This is a genomic window from Streptomyces sp. NPDC102402 (genome assembly GCF_044765765.1).
Classification (GTDB): Bacteria; Actinomycetota; Actinomycetes; order Streptomycetales; family Streptomycetaceae; genus Streptomyces.
In genome coordinates this window covers 22837-41214 of sequence record NZ_JBIWKR010000019.1, presented here as the reverse complement: position 1 = coordinate 41214, position 18378 = coordinate 22837, and the positions used below count along the sequence as shown (strand labels likewise).

At 70.7% G+C, this 18378-nt stretch carries 14 protein-coding genes; 7 read left to right on the top strand and 7 right to left on the bottom strand.

Annotated elements, in window-relative coordinates; all coding sequences use genetic code 11:
• Positions 1-56: 56 nt before the first annotated feature.
• Complete coding sequence (locus ACIRJR_RS33300) at positions 57-3263, top strand: AMP-binding protein (protein WP_403787751.1); 3207 nt, start codon at positions 57-59, stop codon at positions 3261-3263.
• A 143-nt stretch (positions 3264-3406) separates the two neighbouring features.
• On the opposite strand, the gene ACIRJR_RS33295 is transcribed toward ACIRJR_RS33300, so the two are convergent.
• The 4 genes from ACIRJR_RS33295 to ACIRJR_RS33280 all read right to left on the bottom strand — a co-directional run bounded on the left by ACIRJR_RS33295 (position 3407) and on the right by ACIRJR_RS33280 (position 6930).
• Entirely contained in the window at positions 3407-4168 is a 762-nt protein-coding gene (locus ACIRJR_RS33295; RefSeq protein ID WP_403787748.1) for a thioesterase II family protein, read from the bottom strand.
• Positions 4169-4478: 310 nt separating this feature from the next.
• Positions 4479-5267 carry an ABC transporter permease gene (locus ACIRJR_RS33290; protein ID WP_403787745.1) on the bottom strand — a complete coding sequence of 263 codons (789 nt, stop codon included), beginning with the start codon at positions 5265-5267 and terminating at the stop codon, positions 4479-4481.
• Positions 5264-6226 carry an ATP-binding cassette domain-containing protein gene (locus ACIRJR_RS33285; RefSeq protein WP_403787742.1) on the bottom strand — a complete coding sequence of 321 codons (963 nt, stop codon included), beginning with the start codon at positions 6224-6226 and terminating at the stop codon, positions 5264-5266. Before ACIRJR_RS33285 ends, ACIRJR_RS33290 begins: the two co-directional genes overlap by 4 nt.
• Positions 6227-6258: 32 nt before the next feature.
• Positions 6259-6930, bottom strand: a complete 672-nt coding sequence (locus ACIRJR_RS33280) for a DUF4097 family beta strand repeat-containing protein (protein ID WP_403787738.1) — start codon at positions 6928-6930, stop codon at positions 6259-6261.
• Between the two features lie 891 nt (positions 6931-7821).
• Between ACIRJR_RS33280 and ACIRJR_RS33275 the strand changes: the two genes are divergently transcribed.
• Together ACIRJR_RS33275 and ACIRJR_RS33270 are read left to right on the top strand one after the other, a co-directional pair.
• Positions 7822-9468: an acyl-CoA carboxylase subunit beta gene (locus ACIRJR_RS33275; RefSeq protein ID WP_403787735.1), complete on the top strand. Its 1647-nt coding sequence runs from the start codon at positions 7822-7824 to the stop codon at positions 9466-9468.
• On the top strand, positions 9465-9728 hold the full coding sequence (locus tag ACIRJR_RS33270) for an acyl-CoA carboxylase subunit epsilon (RefSeq protein WP_403787732.1): 264 nt from the start codon (positions 9465-9467) through the stop codon (positions 9726-9728). The genes ACIRJR_RS33275 and ACIRJR_RS33270 overlap by 4 nt, the downstream gene beginning before the upstream one ends.
• Positions 9729-9866: 138 nt before the next feature.
• On the opposite strand, the gene ACIRJR_RS33265 is transcribed toward ACIRJR_RS33270, so the two are convergent.
• A complete protein-coding gene (locus tag ACIRJR_RS33265) occupies positions 9867-10622 on the bottom strand; it encodes a helix-turn-helix domain-containing protein (protein ID WP_403787729.1) in 756 nt (251 codons plus the stop codon).
• A 220-nt stretch (positions 10623-10842) separates the two neighbouring features.
• Here ACIRJR_RS33265 and ACIRJR_RS33260 point away from each other — a divergent pair, with 220 nt between their 5' ends.
• The 3 genes from ACIRJR_RS33260 (at position 10843) to ACIRJR_RS33250 (ending at position 14543) form a co-directional block, all read left to right on the top strand.
• The gene (locus ACIRJR_RS33260) at positions 10843-11505 is read left to right on the top strand and encodes a hypothetical protein (protein WP_403787726.1); all 663 of its coding nucleotides are present in this window, start codon (positions 10843-10845) and stop codon (positions 11503-11505) included.
• A 1373-nt stretch (positions 11506-12878) separates the two neighbouring features.
• On the top strand, positions 12879-13775 hold the full coding sequence (locus tag ACIRJR_RS33255) for an NAD(P)H-binding protein (RefSeq protein WP_403787723.1): 897 nt from the start codon (positions 12879-12881) through the stop codon (positions 13773-13775).
• Between the two features lie 93 nt (positions 13776-13868).
• A complete protein-coding gene (locus ACIRJR_RS33250) occupies positions 13869-14543 on the top strand; it encodes a ScbR family autoregulator-binding transcription factor (protein WP_403787720.1) in 675 nt (224 codons plus the stop codon).
• A gap of 43 nt (positions 14544-14586) precedes the next feature.
• Here the strand turns inward: ACIRJR_RS33250 and ACIRJR_RS33245 are convergent, their stop codons facing one another.
• Positions 14587-16089, bottom strand: coding sequence for an FAD-dependent monooxygenase (locus ACIRJR_RS33245; RefSeq protein ID WP_403787717.1), 1503 nt, complete (start codon positions 16087-16089; stop codon positions 14587-14589).
• Between the two features lie 415 nt (positions 16090-16504).
• Here ACIRJR_RS33245 and ACIRJR_RS33240 point away from each other — a divergent pair, with 415 nt between their 5' ends.
• Positions 16505-17449: a MerR family transcriptional regulator gene (locus ACIRJR_RS33240; protein ID WP_403787714.1), complete on the top strand. Its 945-nt coding sequence runs from the start codon at positions 16505-16507 to the stop codon at positions 17447-17449.
• A 265-nt stretch (positions 17450-17714) separates the two neighbouring features.
• Here ACIRJR_RS33240 and ACIRJR_RS33235 read toward each other — a convergent pair whose 3' ends face one another.
• A complete protein-coding gene (locus tag ACIRJR_RS33235) occupies positions 17715-18362 on the bottom strand; it encodes a ScbR family autoregulator-binding transcription factor (protein WP_403787711.1) in 648 nt (215 codons plus the stop codon).
• Positions 18363-18378: the final 16 nt, after the last annotated feature.

Here is an 18378-nt window from a genome sequence, read left to right as displayed (position 1 = left end):
GGGGCGATCCATGAATTCTCCTGATTTTCCGGCCTTTAGCTGAGGGGTTGATCTGAGTGCGTTCGTTCGGTGCGTCATCTGCGCATAAAGGAATGTGGCGGGCGCAGCGCATGGCTGTCGACACGCCGAACCATGCGCTGACCATGTGGGACGTGGCCGGCGGACTGGACGCGTCGGCCATGGAGTCCGCGTTCCTCCACGTCATGGACGAGGCGGAGGTGCTGCGCGTCACGTTCTTCGACGACGGCGGCGGCCTGCGCCTGGCCCCCCGCGAACTGGAGGACTGGCGGCCCTTCTTCCTCGACCTGAGCGCGGAGGCCGACCCCGAACAGGCGGCCCGCGACGCGCTCGCCGACCTCGTCCGCCGGCCCTTCGACCTGGAGAAGGACCTCCTGTTCCGGCTCGGCGTCGTCACCCTCGCGGCGGACCGCTCCCTCCTGGTGATCGCGTACCACCATCTCGTCTCGGACGGCTACGGCGCCGGCGGCCTGCTCTCACGGCGCCTCGCCGAGGTGTACACGGCCCTGTCCCGCGGCGAGCGGATACCTGCGCCGGCGCACCGGTGGGACGCCGAGTCCTTCGCCGCCGACGCCGTCGGCTACCTCGCCTCCGAGAAGTTCACCGAGGACTCCGCCTTCTGGAACGGCTATCTGGCAGACGCCCCCGCGCCGGCCCAGATCCCGCGCTTCGACCTGCCCGAACCGCTGCGCACCGTGCTCGACGAACCGCTGAGCAGCGCCGACCGCTGGTCCGAGGTGGCCGAGACCATCGGCATGGCGAGCCGGACACTGACCGTCCCGCGCGCCGAGGCCGACATCTGGACCCGGAAGGCCCAGGACATGGGCGTATGGATGTCGCAGATGGTCACCGCCGCCGCCGCGGTGTTCCTCCGCCATTCCTGCGACCGCCCGGAGTTCCTCCTTTCCCTGGCCGTCGGCAACCGGGTCGGCGTGGCCGCCCGGACCCCCGGCCTCGCCGTCAACGTGGTGCCGGTCCGCGTGAAGGTCCCGCTCGGCGCGACCTTCGCCGAGGTCACCGAGGCGATCGCCGACGAGACGTACGAGATCTTCGACCACTCCGGCTGCCACTACTCCGACATCCAGCGCGCCGCCGGAACCGCCCCGAGCAGCCGCGGCAGCTTCGGCACCGTCGTCAACGTCGTGGAGTTCGCGGAGCAACTCCACTTCGGCGACAGCCCGGCGTGCTACTCCGGCGCGACCACCGGAACCTTCGAGGAGCTGTCCATCGGCGTCTACACCGACGGCAGCGCCGACAGCGACCTCTTCATCCGCCTCGACGCCCCCGCGAACCTCTACCACCGCGCGGAACTGCGCTTCGTCGGGGAGTCCCTGATCGCGTACATCCGGGCCGCGATCGCCGACCCCGACCGGCCGGTCGGCACCCTCGACGTGCTGTCCGGCGCCGAACGCGAACAGCTGCTGTCCGCCCCGGACGACACCGCCGCGGAGGTCCCGGAACTCACGGTTCCGGAACTGTTCTCCCGTCAGGCCGAGCGCGCTCCTGAAGCCGTCGCCGTGGTCGAGGGGGACCGTACGCTCTCCTACCGTGAGCTCGACGAGCGATCCGAGCGCCTGGCCCGCGCCCTGTGCCGGCGTGGTGTCGGCCCCGATACGGCCGTCGCGGTGGCTCTGCCCCGTTCGGCGGACCTGGTCACCGCCCTGCTCGCCGTGGCGAAGGCGGGCGGTGCCTACCTGCCGCTGGATCCTGCCCTGCCGGCCGGGCTCACCGCCTCCGCGACCTCCGACGCCTCGGCCGGTCTCCTGCTCACCGACGGGCCCGGCGCCCGCTCCGCGGCCCCGGATCTCGCCACCGCGGTGCTCGCCGAGTTGCTTGCCGAGGACACCGGGAGCACTCCGGACGCGTCCGAGTCCGTCACCCCGCTCCACCAGGACGGACTGCTCGCGCTCGCCCATGGCTCCGTCCCGGACACGATGACCGCGCTGTCCCACCGCAACGTGCGGAGTTTCGCCCTGGACCGCCAGTGGCGGGAGTCCGGTCCGGGCACGGTGCTCTGGCACGCCCCCGTCACCTCCGAAGCTCTCCCCCTCGACGTGTGGGTGCCCCTTCTGCACGGCGGCCGGATCGTCGTCGCCCCCCAGGGCGTACTCGACGCCACGTCCCTGGCCGCGGCGCGGACCGCCCACGGCATCACCGTCGTGTGGCTTCCGGCCGGTCTGTTCTCGGCCATCGCGGCGGAGTCTCCCGAGGCACTCGCCGGTCTGCGCGAGGTCCGTACCGGTGGCGACCGCGTTCCGGCGGCCGCGCTGCGCCGGGTCCGCGAGACCTGCCCCGGACTGACCGTCGTCAACGGTCACGGGTCCGCGGAGACAGCTGTGTTCGCCGCGAGCCACCGCCTGGCCCCGGGCGGGCCGGCCGACCGGGCGGGCGCGGCCGGCCGGCCGCTGGACAACACCGCCCTCTATGTCCTCGGGCCGGGCCTGGCACCCGTCCCCGTCGGCGTCCCCGGAGAGCTGTACGTGGCGGGCGCCGGTGTGGCCCGCGGCTACGCCGGCCGGTCGGCGCGGACCGCCGAGCGGTTCGTGCCCTGCCCCTTCGGCCCGGCAGGCGCGGTCATGTACCGCACCGGGGACCGGGTGAGATGGAGCGCCGACGGCAGCCTCGACCACGTCGGCCGGGCCGACGCCCGGCCCGACGTCCGCGGCGTCCGCGTGGAACTGGCCGAGGCCGAGGAGTTGCTGTCCACCCACAGCGGGCTCGCGCAGTCCGTCGTGGCCGTCAGGCACGACGGCACCGGGGCGCAGCGGCTGGCCGCGTACGTCGTTCCGGCGGCCGGCCGGGACGTCTCCGCCGACGAACTCCGCCGCTTCGCCGCCGGCCTGCTCCCGGAGTCCCTGGTGCCGTCGGTGTTCACCGTGCTGGACCGCCTGCCGGTGACACCGGCAGGCCGGGTCGACCGGGCCGCGCTGCCCGAGCCCCAGTTCGAGGACGGGACGTACAGGGCGCCGCGCAACGACACCGAGCGGGTGCTGGCCGCGGCCTTCGCCGACGTGCTCGAACTGGACCGGGTCGGTATCGACCAGGACTTCTTCGACCTCGGCGGGAACTCGCTGCGGGCGATCCGGCTGGTCGGCCTGATCCGCCAGGAGCTCAAGCAGGAGGTGACGATCCGCAGGCTGTTCGCGGCCCGCACCGTGATCGGCCTCTCCGACATGTGGAACGACCTCACCCGGTCCAGCCGGCCTGCCCTGCGCCGGCGCACCAAGGAGGGCGCGGTCCTCTGAGGGCCCCCCTCGATGCCGCGTCAGGCAGATCTGCCCGCCGGGAAGCGGTGCGGGGTACGGGCTCCCCGGCGGGCAGATCCTGACAACGGGAACGGTACGGCCGAGGCCCGGCCGGGCCTTCGGGGCCCGCGTACCGGGTGCCGTCAGGCGCGGCCCGTGGGGGAGAGCAGCCCGCCGGTGATGGCCTCGGCCACCCCGTCGAGGTGGTCGTTGAGGTAGAAGTGGCCGCCGTCGAAGACCCTCAGCTCGAACGTCCCGGTGGTGTGGGCCCGCCAGGCCCGCACGTCCGGCAGCGTCACCATCGGGTCGCCGCCCCCGACCAGCGCGGTCACCGGAACGGACAGCGGCTCGCCGCCGCCCCAGCTGTACGTGCCCAGGGCCCGGTAGTCGGCCCGCAGCGCCGGCAGCACCATCTCCATGACCTCGGGATTGTCGAGCATGGCCTGATCGGTGCCGTTCAGCCTGCGTATCTCCGCCAGTACGTCGGCGTCGTCGAAGGACGGGCCGAGCGGGCTGCGCCGGGTCTCGGGAGCGCCCCGCCCGGACAGGAACAGCCGCTCGGGGGCGGGGCCGTCGCCGCGGGCGAGCAGCCGGGCCGTCTCGAAAGCCACCAGCGCGCCCATGCTGTGGCCGAACAGGGCGTACGGCCGGCGCGGTTCGGCGGCCAGTTCGCCTGCCAGCTCCGCGGCCACGGCCTCGACGAGCGGGGCCAGGGCCGTGAACGGCTCCTCGCCGTAACGGTCCTGGCGTCCGGGATACTGCACGGACAACACGTCCAGGTCCGCGGACAGCGCACGTGCCAGCTGCATGTACGCCGTCGCGGCGCCCCCCGCGTGCGGGAAGCACACGAGCCGGGGGCCGCTGTCCAGGGGCTTGGTGAAGCGCCGGAACCACGTGCTGTTCATCTGATTCCTCTCGGGACGCCCCTGGCTCCGACCGGGGGCGGAACGAGAATCCTGCGGAGCGGGGCAGGGAGCGGGGATTCGCCGCCGGGACGGATCCCGGTGCCGGCCGCGGACAGGGCGAAGGCCGCCGGTGCCCTCGGGGGATGTGGGCGCCGGCGGCCGGTCCAGGTGCTCCGTAGGGGGTCTGTGCGCGCCCGTTCCGGAGCTCACGGCTGAGCATGCTATCCCGCCCTCGACGCGTGCTCGCAACACGGTCGAGGACGGGGTGCCCCCGGTGCGGCCGGGACGGCGGACCGCCCGGCCGCACCGCCTACTTCGGGTCGCGGTCGAACTGCGACCTCGACCAGCGGTAACCCAGCGCGGTCAGGGCCACGCACCAGACGAGGGCGATCCACCAGCTGTTGCCGATCTCCGTGCCGAGCAGGAGGCCGCGCAGGGTTTCGATGGCGGGGGTGAACGGCTGGTACTCGGCGATCGGCTGGAACCAGCCCGGCATCGAGTCGATCGGCACGAAGGCGCTGGAGATCAGCGGCAGCAGGATCAGCGGCATGGCGCTGTTGCTGGCGGCCTCCGCGTTCGGGCTGCCCAGGCCCATGCCGACCGCGATCCAGGTGAACGCCAGGGCGAACAGGGAGAGCAGGCCCAGCGCCGCGACCCACTCGACGAGGCTCGCGTCCGTGGAGCGGAAGCCGATGGCCACGCCGACCGCACCGACCAGGACGACGGCGAGGATCGCCTGCAGCACACTGCCGGCGACGTGGCCGAAGAGCACGGACCCGCGGTGGATGGCCATGGTGCGGAAGCGGGCGATGATGCCCTCGTTCATGTCGCCCGCGACGGACACGGCCGTGCCGACCACGGTGGAGCCGATCGTCATCAGCAGGACGCCGGGGACGATGTAGGCGATGTACGCGTCGCGGTCCGCGCCGCCGCCCAGCCCTGACCCCATCGCGTCGCCGAAGATGTAGACGAAGAGCAGAAGCAGCATGATCGGCGTGAGCAGCAGGTTCAGCGTCAGGGACGGGTAGCGGCGGGCGTGCAGGAGGTTGCGGCGCAGCATCGTGGTGGAATCGCGCACGGCGAGGGACAGGGAACTCATCGGGCAGCCTCCTTCGGCTGGTTCGACTGGGCGGGGACGTCGGCGCCGGTGAGGGCGAAGAAGACGTCGTCGAGGTCGGGGGTGTGGACGGTGAGTTCGTCAGCCTGGATACCGGCGGTGTCCAGCCGGTCGAGGATGGACCGCAGGTCGCGCTGGCTGCCGTCGCTCAGGAGCTGCAGGGAGAGCGACTCGTCCTCCCGGGCCGCGTCGCGCAGTGTGTCGGCGGCGCCGCGGTAGGCGGTGGGGTCGGTGAAGCGGAGGCGGACGTGCCCGCCCGGGATGAGGCGCTTGAGTTCGCCGGCGGTGCCCTCGGCGGCGATCTTGCCGTTGTTGAGGACGGCGATGCGGTCGGCGAGCTGGTCCGCCTCCTCCAGGTACTGGGTGGTGAGGAAGACGGTGGCGCCGCCGCCGACGAGTTCGCGGACGATCTGCCACATGTCGTGGCGGGAGCGCGGGTCGAGACCGGTGGTGGGCTCGTCGAGGAAGATGATCCGGGGGTTGCCGACCAGGGTCATGGCGATGTCGAGGCGGCGCTTCATGCCGCCGGAGTAGGTGGAGGCCGGCTTCTTCGCGGCGTCGGTGAGGTCGAACCGGCCCAGGAGTTCGGTGGCGGTCCGGCGGCCCTCGGACTTGGACAGGCGGTGGAGGTCGGCCATGAGGAGCATGTTCTCCTCGCCGGTGATCAGGCCGTCGACGGCGGAGAACTGTCCGGTGACGCCGATCGCGGCGCGGACCTTCTGCGGGTCGGTGGCCAGGTCGTGGCCGGCGATGCGGGCCTGGCCGCTGTCGGCACCGATCAGGGTGGACAGGATCTTCACCGTGGTCGTCTTGCCCGACCCGTTCGGTCCGAGCAGGGAGAAGACGGTGCCGGTGGGGACGTTCAGGTCGATCCCGTCGAGGACGGTTTTTTCTCCGTACGACTTGTGCAGGCCGTGTGCCGCGATCGCCAGGTCGGACATGGTCGTGTGCTCCTCGGGAATTGGGGACGCGGTCAGTTGCTGTGGGCGGTGATGTCGCCGTGGGAGGTGGTGGCACGGATCATGAGAGCGGCTTCGGCGCCTCCGGTGTTACGGAGGGAGTTGGCGATCCGGCCGTGGGTGGAGCCTGCGTCGAGGGCGGCTGAGACCCCCGGGGCCACGCCGACGGTGATGGAGCCGGACTGGGTGGTCAGCACGGCCTGGCTGCCCCGTGCCTCGGCGATACGCAGGTCGCCCCGCGCGGTGGTCAGTTCGGCGGAGCCGTCCATACGGCCGACGGTGATGTCGCCGTCCTGGAGGGTCAGCCGGACACTCGCTGCCTCGTCGAGCTCGACAGGGCCCTGCGCGCTGCTGAAGGCGACGTCGCCGAGCCGGCCGGTGCTCCGCAGGTCCGCCGCGGCGGCCTTGGCCTCGACGTGGGAGCCGGCCGGCAGCCGGACGGTGATCTCGACGGAACCACCGGAGCCGAAGAGCTGGTTCTTGGCTTCGGGGGACTCGATGCGCAGGACACCGTCTGCGAAGGCGACCGTGGTCTCCTTCGCCGCCTTCACGTCGCGGCTGCTGGAGGCGTGGGCCGGGCGGACCTCGACCGTGGTGTCCGCACGGTCGGCGGCGGCGAGACGGATGTGGCCGGCGGGGATCTCGACGACGGCGGTAATCGCAGCAGGGGTCTGGAAGGTCTGCATGTTGTCTGCTCCTGAAGTCGTCACCCGGACGGTGCCCTGTTGTTTCTGACATGAGAAAAGCTACGTTGCGTTCACGGTTGCGGCAACAGGTTCGTTGCGAATAATCGGCGAATCTGCAGGTGGTTGATGGAAAATCATTGCGATGACCTCAAGGCTAATGCAATGAATGAAGTCTCGATGATTGCAATGACGTGACAGTGAACGCTATGGGGCCGCTCCGGGTCACAGGGTGACCCGCGGCGGCCGGTGGCCGCGCCGGCCGCTCCGGGCCACGCCTCCGGGACGCGAGGCGGCCCCGTGCGCGGAGGGACGCTGTCATGACGCGGGGCTCCCGTCAGGTCGGAGACGTCAAGCCCGAGAAGATTAACAAACCGTGCGCGCGGTTTTATGCAAACGGGCGCTTTTCGGCCACCTGTTCCCTCCTGGGGTGTGGCGAGCCATGGGCCGCCCGGCCCCTGTGTGCGGCTTCCCGGCCCGCTCCATCGGCCTGGGGCCGGAGTCGGTGCGCCGCCGGTCCGGAGCGCCGCGATCGAGGGGTGGCCGGGCCCCGCGCGAGTCCTGGGTCGCCGGCGGGTCGCTCGGTTCCTGGGTGACCTCGCGCGGGCTCGTCGGAGGTGTCGGCGGGCTGCCACGTGCGAACCCGGGATCCATGAAGGCCGACCCGAAAAACCGGCTTAGCGGTTTTTTTATGGCTGGAAATCTCTCGTCCAGCGCTTCCTCGTGGCTGTTCGCGGGCTCGGCCCCGCGAGCGCGGGCCCGTCTTCGTCCCCGGACCGCCGGGGAACTCGACCGGGTTCCGTGCGGGAGTCGAGTACAGGTGCAGCGCCTCTGGCGAAGGTGGTGGGTACGGCACCGGGCGGACCCGGTGCCTCTGCGCCGGAAAGGGGTCGTATGAGCATCGTCGAGGAAGCGCCACTGGAGCCCGTGCCCGCGCCGGATCTCCGGCCCCCGGCCCCGGCTGCCCCGCGCCGCGAGGAGCCCCGGCCCGCCTCATCGCGCGAGCGCACCGCGGAACTGCACGCCGTGCGCGCGCTGGCCGAGGCCGGACCGAGTGAACGCGCCACCGCGGCCCAGCACGCCAAGGGCAAGCTGACCGCCCGCGAGCGCATCGACCTCCTGTTCGACGAAGGTACGTTCAACGAGGTCGAGCAGTTGCGCCGGCACCGGGCCCAGGGCTTCGGTCTGGAGGACAGGAGGCCGTACACCGACGGTGTGGTCACGGGCTGGGGCATGGTCCAGGGCCGTACCGTCTTCGCGTACGCCCACGACTTCCGTATCTTCGGCGGAGCGCTGGGCGAGGCCCACTCCGAGAAGATCCACAAGCTGATGGACCTGGCCGATGCGGCCGGGGCCCCGATCGTGGGGCTGTGCGACGGCGCCGGCGCCCGGATCCAGGAGGGCGTCACCGCGCTCGCCGGCTACGGCGGGATCTTCCGGCGCAACGTCCGCAGCTCCGGGGTGATTCCGCAGATCTCCGTCGTCCTCGGACCGTGCGCGGGCGGCGCGGCGTACTCACCCGCCCTCACCGACTTCGTGTTCATGGTCCGCGGCACGTCGCAGATGTTCATCACCGGTCCCGACGTGGTCCAGGCCGTCACCGGGGAAGCCGTCACCATGGAGCACCTGGGCGGCGCCGACAGCCACGCCGGCTCCTCGGGCGTGGCGGCGTTCGCGTACGACGACGAGCGCAGCTGTCTTGAGGACGTCCGCCACCTGCTGTCCCTGCTGCCCTCCAACAACCGCGAACTCGCCCCCGCCGGCGACCTCGACGACCCGGCGGACCGCCGCTGCGAGAGCCTCCTGGACCTGGTCCCGGCCAGACCCTCCCAGGGGTACGACATCCGTGACCTCATCGAGGAGATCGCCGACCACGGGGACTACTTCGAGGTCCACGCCCAGTGGGCCCCCAACATCGTCTGCGCGCTGACCCGCCTGGGCGGCCACGTCGTCGGCGTCGTCGCCAACCAGCCGGCCCACCTCGCGGGTGTCCTGGACATCCACGCGTCCGAGAAGGCCGCCCGCTTCGTGCAGTTCTGCGACTCCTTCAGCATCCCGCTCGTCACCCTGGTCGACGTACCCGGCTTCCTGCCCGGTGTCGACCAGGAGCACGACGGCATCATCCGGCACGGCGCCAAGCTGCTGTACGCGTACTGCGACGCGACCGTGCCCCGGATCTCCCTGATCCTGCGCAAGGCGTACGGCGGCGCCTACATCGTCATGGACTCGCGCTCCATCGGCGCGGACGTGGCCCTGGCCTGGCCGTCGAACGAGATCGCCGTGATGGGCGCGGAGGGCGCGGCCAACGTCGTCTTCCGCCGCGAGATCGCCGCCTCCGACGACCCGGAGAGAGCCCGTGAACAGAAGATCAAGGAGTACCGGACCGAGCTGATGCATCCCTACTACGCGGCCGAACGAGGCCTTGTCGACGACGTCATCGACCCGGCCGAGACCCGCTCCCGGCTCATCTCCGCCCTCGGCATGCTGCGCACCAAGCACGCGCAGCAGCCGAGCCGCAAGCACGGGAACCTTCCGCTGTGACCGGCCCCGTCCAGGACCCCGCCGGCCCCGTGGCCGTTCCCGACGCCGACGCGTCCGCTCTGGCGCTGGCGGCCTCGATCCGTATCGTCAGGGGCAGCCCGACGGCGGAGGAGGTCGCGACGCTGGCAGCCCTCCTCATCGCGCGGATCCGGTTCCAGCAGGAGGTGCGGCCCGTGCCGCGGGCACCGGTTCCGCGGGCACCGGTGCGCAGACTGCGCCGTGAGCCGTCCTTCATCGCGCCGGGCGCCTGGGCCTCGTAGGCGTCCCGCCGGGTGCCTGGGTCCCGTGGGCGTTCCGCCGGGTGCCTGGGTCCCGTGGGCGTTCCGCCGGGTGCCTGGGTCCCGTGGGCGTTCCGCCGGTGCGGGGCCCCGCACCGGCTGGACCGGGGGCCCGCAGCTCTAGCCGTGGCCGACGCCCGGTGCGGCGGTGTCTTCCGGAGGCGTCCCGGCCTCTGTGAACAGGACCTCGCGGGCCTGTTCCGCGGCGCGGGCGAGGCTCTCGGCGACGAAGTCGAGGAAGCGGGCGACGTTCTCCAGACGGACCGCGGCGGGGGTGCCGGGGCCGAGGACGTCGACGCCCTGCCGTGAGACCTCGACCTGCTGGACGAGGGACCGGACGCTGGCGATCATGGACTGGTACCAGAGGTCGTCGTCGACGACGTAGCGCTCGCGGCGGCGTTCGTCGCGCTCCCTGCGGACCAGGGTCTGGCTCTCCAGGAAGGCGATCGACTTGGAGACGGTCGCGGGGCTGACCTGGAGGCGCTGGGCGAGCTCGGACGCCGTCAGGCTGCCGGAGTCGGTCATGAGGAGGGCGACCATCACGCGGGCCATCATCTTGGGCATGCCCGCCTGCATCATGACGGTGGTGAACAGTTCTTCGTACGCCCGCAAGGCCTCGGTGTCGCCCCCGCGCGGCTGGTGAGCCGGCGTCCCGCCCCGGGGCGGGACGGGCCTGCGCCGGTGGGTGCGCTGTTCCGTGGCGCGGTGGGCCAGGTCCGCCCGGTATCCGACCGGGCCGCCGTTGCGCATCACCTCGCGCGTGATCGTCGAGGTCGGACGGCCGAGCGCCCTGGCGATCTCCGCGTAGGCGAGGCCGTCGGCCAGTCCCAGCGCGATCTGCTGGCGGTCCTCCTGGGTGAGCCTGCCTCCCGGCACCGCGGCCTCCTTCGTTCCCTGTGATCTTCAGCGTAGCGTTAAGTGGCATCTCATTGCAACAGTAGATGGTTCGCTGTTGCTTTAAGCTCACGTTCAGTGCAATGACTTTGTGACCCTGAACTGTGCAAACGTCACTCATGCGCAATCACTTCATTGTCGCACGGTCGAACGCAACGTAGCCTTTCCCTCATACGAAACCTTATGCCGTCGGGAGAGCGCCATGCAGAAGTTCGACACCCCCGCCCCGATCGCCGCCGTCTTCGACGTCCCCACGGGGCGGGTCCAGGTCATCGCCGCGACCCGGACCGACACCGTGGTCGAGATCCTGCCGATGAACCCCGCGAAAAGCCGTGACGTCAAGGTCGTGGAGCGGGTTGTGGTGGAGTTCGACGCCGGTGTTCTGCGGGTCGGGGTCCCGACGCGGCATCAGCGTTTCGGTCCTTCGGGTGCCGTCGAGGTGACCGTGAGGCTTCCCGCCGGTTCCCGGATCGAGGGGAGGGCCGATGCCACTGAGTTCCGGGGCGTCGGGCGGTTCGGGGAGATCGACTTCGAGGGTGCCTACCGACGGGTCAAGATCGATGAGGCGGGGAGCGTCCGTCTTGCGGTGGTCGACGGGTCTGTCGAGGTCGGCCGGCTGGGAGGTTCCGCGGAGATCAGTACGGGGAGGGGCGATATCCGGATTGCCGAGGCCCTGGGCGGAGTGGTCGTGCTGCGCACTCAGCAGGGTGACATCTCGGTCGGTGCGGCTCGTGGGGTCTCTGCCTCGTTGGACGCCGGTACCACCTACGGCCGTGTCGGGAACGACCTGAGGAACGACGGCACGGCCACACTGGACATCCACGCCACTACCTCCAAGGGCGATATCACCGCCCGCAGTCTGTAGGACCTGCTGCCTGCCTCGGGAGGCACGGTCCTGGAGCGGCTCCGCCGGGGTTCCGGGGCCTCGCCTCCGACGCCCTTCGGCAGCAGTTCGTGATCGAGGGCTTCACGGAGGTCCGGGCCCGCGGTGGGCCGGCGCACACACCAGGCGGCACCGGCGACCCCTCGGAGTTCCGCCGATCGCCCTCTGAGGTTCGCCCGGCGACGTGGCGGGCGGAGGCGGAGGGTTCCGGTGCGCAGCCCCGCGCACCTCGAGCCGCCGGGACAGGAGGAGCGTCCGCCTCCAGCCCTCGACGCTGTTCCCGGGTGTCATCGCCGCAGCGGCCGTCTTGGTCGCCACCCTCACCTCGGTCCGCGGCTGCGCGCCGCACCGGAAAGGAACGCGGCACCGGTTTTCCGGTGCGGGTTCGAATGCGCTGAACTGCCCGACGGAACGCGGCTTCCGGCCAGGTGCACCACGCAGCCTTCGCCCTTGGCGTCCTGCGGGACACAGGGGGCAGCCTCGAGGCGCCTGCGGTCTCGGACGCTGTCGGACCAGGGGACTCGGTTCGCTCACGAGCGCGGGGGTCTGCCGGCAGGAAAGCCTTGGCGGCGCGGGCGCGTTCCTTCGGCTGCCGGCGGCCCGGCCGAGACCTGGGCGGAAGACATACCTCCACATCTCGTGCCGCGCTTTGGTCGAAGCGGTCTAGAAATAAAACCGGGTGGTACGTATCTTTGGTCGCGGCGACGGTGCGAAGTGTTCTGCCGCCCACCCAACCGCGACCTTGGGGGATGCATGCCGACTCTCGACACGTTCCGGTGCGCGATCCCGGCCGGCCGGCCGCGATCGGGCGGCCCGCACGCTTCGCCCTTCCTGTCCGGCTATGGTCCACTCACTTCCACGGTGCCCAAGGAGTTAGGGCACGGCGCCGCTGCACCGGAGGTCCTGCTCACCGGACGGGAGCGGCGTGAGGGCACCCGTTTCACGGGCAAGGCCCAACGGCGCCGGGGTCACAGCTCCTTCACTCCGGTCGACGGCGCTCGCCGCAGCCCACTGATGGCCGTGGAAACAATCCGCCGAGCTGGTTGGTTCCTGTGCGGAGTCCACTGTGCCGCTCGGCCACCGATCGTCTCCCCGCGGAGCGTGGGACGGACGTCGCCCACAGACCTACTGCTCTCACCGCCGGGAGAAGCGGACCGTCGGCGACCGGTAACAGCCACGCGCCCTTCGGTCCTGTTCGGCCACCCGCTGGATCGCGTCCCGGGAACGGTCCGCGTGGAGGCCGCCAGGCAGGCCGCCATCGCACCCCTCTTCAGCGGCACCGTCACCGCCCGCAGCGTCCAGATGTAGCGAAGCACCCTCCACCCTGCACAGGCGACTCGTATCCAGGAGGACGGATGATCCTTGTGACGGGAGCAACGGGAACGGTGGGGCGGCTGACCCTCAGGCGACTGCCCGTCGGCCACGCGGTCCGCGTCCTGGCCAGAGACCCCTCCCGGGTCGCCGTCCCGCACCGGAACGTGGAGGTGGTACGCGCGGACTACGGCGACCCCCTCAGTCTCAGACGGGCGCTCACAGGCGTGCACAGGGCTCTGCTGGTGACCAACCGGGTGGGCGGGGACGACGACGCCGTGTTCCTGCGAACCGCTCGCGAAGCCGGCGTCCGGCAGGTGGTGAAGCTGTCGGCGGCCGCCGTCGCCGATCTCCAGGCACAAGACCTCATCACCAGGTGGCAGCGCGACTGCGAAACGGCACTGACCTCCTCCGGGCTCGGCTGGACACTGCTGCGCCCCCGCGCCTTCATGTCCAACGCCATGTCATGGGGCTCCTCCGTCCGCACCGAGGGCGTGGTCCGCACGCTGTACGGACACACTCCCAACGCCTGTGTGCACCCGCAGGACATCGCCGACGCGGCGGCGCTCGCACTCACCGAGGACTGCCACGTCGGGCGGGTGTACACCCTGACCGGGCCGCAGCCGCTCACCGCCGTCGAACAGACCGAACAGCTCGCAGAGGTGATAGGCCGCCGACTGCGTTTCGAGGAGCTGGAACCGCACCAGGCGCGAGTGGCACTGCTGCGGCGGTACCCGGGACCCGTGGTCGACGCACTGCTGGACAGTGCGCTGCGCCAGAAGGCAGGAGCCAAGGCGCAGGTGCTGGACACTGTCCGGGCGGTGACGGGCAGTCAGCCGAGATCGTTCCGCACGTGGGCGCAGGAGCATGCGGGCGTCTTCGCGCCGGATGGGAACAGACGAAGCGGTCCACTTTTTTCCCTGGAGGGGGCTCTGAGCTGACAAGCCGCGTCGCGCTTCTGTAAGATACGAACTTGACGGTTTTTTTGGAATGAGGGTCCACAGGACCCGGCGACACGGGAATGGAGGGAGACAGTGGTCAAACAGGACCGGGCGGTTCGTACGCGCCAGACCATCCTGGCGGCAGCCGCGAAGGTGTTCGAGGAGCGTGGGTACCAGGCCGCCACCATCACTGAGATCCTCGCCACCGCCAGCGTGACGAAGGGGGCGCTCTACTTCCACTTCCAGTCCAAGGACCACCTGGCCGAGGGCGTGCTGGCCGAACAGGACCAGCACCTGGTGGTCCCCACCCGCAACTGCAAGGTCCAGGAGATCGTCGACACCGTCGCACTCCACGCCTACCGCTTGCAGACGGATCCCATGGTCAGGGCAGGGGTGCGCCTGTCACTCGACCAGCAGGCGACCGATCTCGACCGCAGCGGGCCCTTCCTTCGCTGGGCCGACGTCCTCGGAGGGCTTCTGAAGGAGGCGCGGGCGGAGCTGCTGCCCCACGTCGTCGCCTCCGAGACAGCCGATGTCCTGGTGGGCTCCTTCGCCGGCGTCCAGGCCATGTCGCAGATCATCAGCGGCTACCAGGACCTGGACCAGCGCGTCTCGCAGCTTCTGCGCCACATCCTGCCCAACGTCGTGCTGTCCTCCGTGCTCGCGACGGTGGACATGGGCCCAGGGCGCGGCGCCACGGTCTACGCAGAAGCCGGCGGTCTCCAGCCGACGGACGAACGACGTCCGATGGCCGCCACCGCGAGCTGACGACAAGTCCCGCCGCGACCGGTCTCGCCACGGGCCGGACCGGTCACCTCGCGGAGCAGACGTCACCTTCCACGGTCAGGTACTCGGCCACGGCCTCGTCCAGGCCCCCGCCGTCCGAGGCCCAGGCGATATAGCCGTCCGGCCGTACGAGCAGGGCATCGCAGGGCACCACGGCCACAGGTTCGGCTCGTACGACCCGCAGGTGGCATCCCCACCGCTGCGCGGCCTTTTCGTGCTGTTCGTATGCGTCCGTGCCGAAGAGGAGCAGCAGCATCCGGCCCTCCTGCAGCAGACTGATCACGTTCGTCGGCCCCGACCTCGTGGTCAGGGCGATGTTCTGCAGGAACTTCCCCTCCCACGGCGAAGGGCTGAGGGAGCGCGCCGGAAGCACGGTGTCCTGGCCGCTGATCATCGCTGCGAGATGGGGCCCGCCCCGGTCGTCGACGAGGAGCCCGCTCATCAGGCTCCGGAGCGAATCGAGCCGTACCTCCGGGTGCATCAGAGCGACCTGCGCGCGGACGTTGTCGATGACGCGTTCGGCGGCGGGCCGGCGCTCGGTCTCGTAGGAGTCCAGCAGACTCCCGCTCGCCGACCCCCGCACGGTGGCCGCCAGCTTCCAGCCCAGATTCAGGGCGTCGAGGAGCCCGGTGCTCAAGCCCTGCCCCCCGATGGGGAAATGCAGGTGCGCCGCGTCTCCCGCCAGGAGAACGCGTCCCTCCCGGTAGCCGCGTGCCAGTCGCGCGTAATCGCTGAACCGGCTGAGCCACCGCGGTGCGCTCATGACGATCTCCCGGCCCATGATCCGCGATACCTCCTCGCGCAGTTCGTCCAGGGACGGGCGGCGGCCACGGTCGACGTCGGTCTGCGCGAAGTTGACGGTACGGATATGCGTCTCGCCGTCGGTGCCGTCCTTGACGACGACCCACCCCTTCGGGGTGCGGTGCCATCCGGCGCTCAGAGCGTCCGGGTCGTCCAGGCGGACGAGGCCCATCATGGCTGAGAGCGAGGCCTCGTACGTGTCACAGGGGATGCCCGCCTGCTCGCGCACCGTCCCACGCGCGCCGTCAGCGCCGACCACGTAGTCCGCCTCCCACACCGCGGGCCCCTGCGGCCCCTCGGCCAGCACCGCCACCTTGTCCGGCAGGTGGCGGATGCCGACCACATGGTGCTCACGCATCACGCGCGCTCCGGCAGCGCGGGCCCGGCCCTCGAAGAGCTGCTCGATGTCGGCTTGTGCCCGCTTGAGGACCGGTTCGGGCTCGGCCGCGGGCGCGGTGATACGCAGTCCCGGTATGCCGGCGAAGTGGAACGGGCTGCTGACCGTACCCGTGGTCCGGGTCGGGTCCGGGCCGGGCAGATACCCCCGGCGGGCCAGTGTCTGGACGGTGCGGGCGTGCAGCGTGGTCGCCTTGGGCCTCTTCGAGGTGGCGGCCTCCCGCTCGAGGACCAGCACCTTCACGCCGTACCTGACCAGTTCGGCGGCGAGCAGCATGCCGACCGGGCCTCCCCCGACTACGACGACCTGCGTGCGTATCGGGTACACCATCCGGGGCTCCTCGTCTCCGAAACCTGCGCTGCCACGGATGTGCGCCGCGGGGCGGGCACTGCCGCTCCGGCCGGCGGCGCGACAGCGGCACGAAATGTACAGGAGCACCGCGATCGGCGTGTTGCTCTTGGGGAGTCTTCACGGATGTTTGGCGCCCACCGGTCGACAGGTGGAGGGAAGGTGTGAAGAGCAGTAAACCGTACAAGCGGTATGTTTATCGCCGTGGAGCGAGTCCCGCGAAGCCTGGCTTCGGCCCCATGACCGGAGGACGTGCTCCAGCGGGTCGCTTCGACCTGGTGCGAAGCCTCGACGAGTAATCGTCAGGACCTGTGGATCGGCGACTCGGTGGGGTGGAGGCACCAGCGGGGGAGACTGGGCTTGAGTCTCCCGTAGGGGGAGGCATGAAGGTGCAGGCATGGACGGCGACGCGCTCTTCACGATCGGGGCCCTGGCCCGGAGAACCGGGCTGACGGTCAAAACCATTCGGTTCTACTCCGACACCGGAATCGTGCCGCCGACGGACCGCAGCCCGGCTGGCTACCGTCTCTACGACATCGGCGCACTGGCGCGTCTGGATCTGGTGCGCACCCTGCGTGACCTGGGGCTCGACCTTGCTGTCATCCGGCAGGTGCTGGACCGCGAGGTTTCGGTGCCCGAGGTCGCGGCTGCACACGCCGACGCCCTGGAGGTGCAGATCCGCACTCTCCGACTGCGGCGCGCGGTGCTGCGAGCGGTGGCCAAAAGAGGCTCCACCCCCGAGGAGATTGACCTCATGCACAAGCTTGCCAAGCTCTCCGACGACGAACGCCGACGCCTCGTCACCGACTTCATCGACGACACCTTTGGAGGGTTCGAGGCCAACGCCGACTTCGTCGACATGATTCGCTCGGCCATGCCCGAACTGCCGGACGACCCCGAGCCCCATCAGGTCGACGCCTGGGTGGAACTCGCCGAACTCACCCAGGACCCCGGCTTCCGCGCCGCTGTCCGCCGCATGGCCGAGTACCAGGCAGCCGAGCGCGCCCAAGGCGACGTCACCGGCTTGCACCACGACCTCACCGAGGCCGTCCGCGACAGCGTCGGTCGCGCGCTCGATGCCGGCGTCGAGCCGGCCTCGGCCGAGGCCGCACCGATCATCGACGCCCTCACCGCCCGCTACGCGCAAACCTTCAGCCGCGCCGACGACGCCGGCTTGCGCCACTGGCTGCTGACACGCCTGGATATCGCCGGCGACCCCCGCGCGGAGCGCTACTGGCATCTGCTGGCCGTCATCAACGGATGGCCCGTCCCGCCCAGCCTGGCACCGGTGTTCACGTGGTTCACAGAAGCCCTGCGCACTCACACCCCGCGGCAGACCTGAGTGCAGTGGTCCCACGCCTGACGGCCGCTCCGGTCCTCGTGGCTTCGATCACGCCACGAGGATCTCGGAGCGTTCGACAGGATGACCGTCCTCGAAGTCAGCACCAGCACGCACGACTTCGCCTCATGCGGGCGTACCGGCCGTTCTGGTCGCCGCAGTACTCGGCCTGGGCGTCCTGACGCAGAGTCCGTCCGGCGCGCCGAGGCCTCTCCCGGCCGGCCTCGGGACGGCCGGATCGGAAGGAGGCATCCGAGGCTTCCGTGACTCACCTGATCGGCGGCCGACGCCCTTCGGCACGGGTCGGCGAGCCATCGGGCTCGAGTGCGCGGAGGATCTCCGGGCGCGCTATCGACCGAAGGGTGAGCCTCCAGTGCGCGGTGAGCGTCGCGGCGGAGAACCACGCAGGGTCAGAACGCCCGAGCAACTCGAATCCCGTGGTGGCCGCGACGATGCCGTCGGCCACCACGGAGCAGTCGGTTCCGTCGAGCAGCAGAGCTTCGTCCGATGCCTCCGCCAACAGCTGCCGAACGCAGATCTGCCACTCCTGATGGAGGGTCGGCCCGGAGCCGTGAGGAGCTTCGTAGCTGAGTTTGAATCCGGCGCGTGCCACGACATCCCGGCGCAGCCGCCCCGCCAGGGCGTGCATGGTATTCGTCAGCCGCTGCAGCGCGTTCATCTCGGGCCGCTGGGCGAGCCACGCCTCACGGCGCAGACTCACGCCGGCCGACGCTTCGACGGTGGCGGCCACGGCGGCCTTGTTCTCGAAATGGAAGTGCAGGGCACCCGGGCTGACGCCCGCACTGGCGCTGATGTCGGACAGCTTCGCCTGAACGTATCCGTGCCGCTCGAACGCCTCGGCCGCCGAGGAGATGAGGGAGTGGCGTGTGCGGACGGCACGTTCCTGTTTGGCCACTGGTGCTCCTTGAGTA

Excerpts from the sequence above, each read along its gene's own strand:
- ACIRJR_RS33290 (WP_403787745.1), bottom strand. The coding sequence starts at position 5,267 with ATGAGTTCCCTGTCCCTCGCCGTGCGCGATTCCACCACGATGCTGCGC.
- ACIRJR_RS33285 (WP_403787742.1), bottom strand. The coding sequence starts at position 6,226 with ATGTCCGACCTGGCGATCGCGGCACACGGCCTGCACAAGTCGTACGGA.
- ACIRJR_RS33260 (WP_403787726.1), top strand. The coding sequence starts at position 10,843 with ATGCAGAAGTTCGACACCCCCGCCCCGATCGCCGCCGTCTTCGACGTC.
- ACIRJR_RS33275 (WP_403787735.1), top strand. The coding sequence starts at position 7,822 with ATGAGCATCGTCGAGGAAGCGCCACTGGAGCCCGTGCCCGCGCCGGAT.
- ACIRJR_RS33280 (WP_403787738.1), bottom strand. The coding sequence starts at position 6,930 with ATGCAGACCTTCCAGACCCCTGCTGCGATTACCGCCGTCGTCGAGATC.
- ACIRJR_RS33295 (WP_403787748.1), bottom strand. The coding sequence starts at position 4,168 with ATGAACAGCACGTGGTTCCGGCGCTTCACCAAGCCCCTGGACAGCGGC.
- ACIRJR_RS33240 (WP_403787714.1), top strand. The coding sequence starts at position 16,505 with ATGGACGGCGACGCGCTCTTCACGATCGGGGCCCTGGCCCGGAGAACC.
- ACIRJR_RS33245 (WP_403787717.1), bottom strand. The coding sequence starts at position 16,089 with ATGGTGTACCCGATACGCACGCAGGTCGTCGTAGTCGGGGGAGGCCCG.
- ACIRJR_RS33255 (WP_403787723.1), top strand. The coding sequence starts at position 12,879 with ATGATCCTTGTGACGGGAGCAACGGGAACGGTGGGGCGGCTGACCCTC.